The 1585-nt window shown below is 73.9% G+C and carries 1 protein-coding gene; it reads left to right on the top strand.

Going from position 1 to position 1585, the window contains the following annotated elements; all coding sequences use genetic code 11:
* On the top strand, positions 1-1585 hold a 1585-nt coding region (locus tag GKQ77_RS32580; RefSeq protein ID WP_219692757.1), incomplete at both ends, for an acyltransferase domain-containing protein.

Genomic DNA, 1585 nt, shown 5'->3' with positions numbered 1-1585 from the left:
GGGCAGGTACGGGCGGGGCAGGTACGGACGGGGCCGACACCGGGTTCCTCTTCACCGGCCAAGGCAGCCTCCACCGCGGCACGGCACACCTGCTCCACGAACGCTTCCCCGTCGTACGCGAGATCCTCGACGCCTGCGAGACGCGGTACGCGGCACTCACCGGCGGCGACAGCCTCCTCGCCCCGCTGCTCGGGACAGAGCACGGGGCCGCAACCGGGGCCGAGCCGGTCTGGCCCACCGACGTGGCGCAGCCCGCCCTCTTCGCACTCCAGTGCGCGCTTGTCCGCCTGTGGGACACGGCCGGGATCGCACCCCGCGTGGTCGCCGGACACAGCGTGGGGGAGTACGCGGCGCTGTACGCGGCCGGGGCGCTCTCGCTCACGGACGGCCTGCGCCTGACGGCGGGGCGCGGCGCGCTGATGCGCCGCCTCTGCGCGCCCGGCGCGATGGTCGCGGTCCCGGTCGAGGTGGGCGCGGCGGTCGCGGTGGCCGCCGAAGTGCCCGGTGTCGAGCTGGCCGTCAGCAATGGCCCGCGCAGCCAGGTGCTCGCGGGTCCGGCCGCGGCCATGGAGACCCTGTTGGCCCTGCTGGCCGAGCGCGGGGTCCCGGCGCGGAGACTGGCGGTGCGGCACGCGTTCCACACCGCGCTGATGGACCCGGTCCTCGACGGCCTGCGCGAGCTGTGCGCCGAGGTGGAGTTCGGGCCGTGCGAGGTGCCGTTCGTGAGCGGCCTCGACGGTCGTACACGGCCCGTCGGCTGGGCCCCGGACGCCGACTATGTCGTACGACAGACACGTGAGCCTGTGCGGTTCGCCGACGTCCTGCGCGAACTCGGCGCCTCGCACACCGGCGCGGGCACGCTCCTGGAACTCGGCCCGCACACCACGCTCAGCGGGCTCGCGCGGCGCGAACTGCTGGGCCGGACGGCGTATCCCACGCTGCGGCGCGGCGCGGGACTCGAACCGCTCTGGGACGCGGCGGCGGGCCTCTACCGGGCCGGGGCGTCGGTCGACTGGCGGACTTTCATGGGCGGGGCGGGCCGCAGGATTCCCCTGCCCGGCTACCGCTTCCAGCACAAGGACTACTGGACAGGGCCGGAGAACCACCTTCCCCGGCCCGCACAACCGGCAAGGGATGGGGCCGAAGTGGCACAGGACGAGGCAGTGGTCGAGCGGGTGCTCCAGCACATCATCAAGGTCACCGCGGAGCATCTCAGCTACGACACGAGCGAGATAGCGGAGGACGCCTCCTTCTTCGACCTCGGTGCGGACTCGCTGCAGATGATCGGCGTGCTGCGGGAGTTGGAGGAGGAGCACCGCGTCAAGGTGTCGATGCGGGAGCTGTTCGAGGAGGCGGGCTCGGCGAAGGGGCTCGCGCGGATCATCGTGGGCAAGATGAGGGCGGTGCCGCCTGTCGCCCCGAGTGCCGTGAGCACCCCGAGCGCCCCGCTCGCCACGCCTGAGTCCGCCTCGCGGTACGGGTCCGCGGCGCCTGCCGTGAGCCCGCCCGCCGTGACTCCGCCTGCCGCGCCGCCGCTGTACGGGGAGCCTGCGCCGACGTACCGCGAGCCTGCGCCGACGTACGC

Source organism: Streptomyces anatolicus (assembly GCF_019400875.1).
GTDB lineage: Bacteria > Actinomycetota > Actinomycetes > Streptomycetales > Streptomycetaceae > Streptomyces > Streptomyces anatolicus.
Note: the sequence above shows the minus strand (reverse complement) of the source record. Positions and strands in the feature narration are given on the sequence as shown.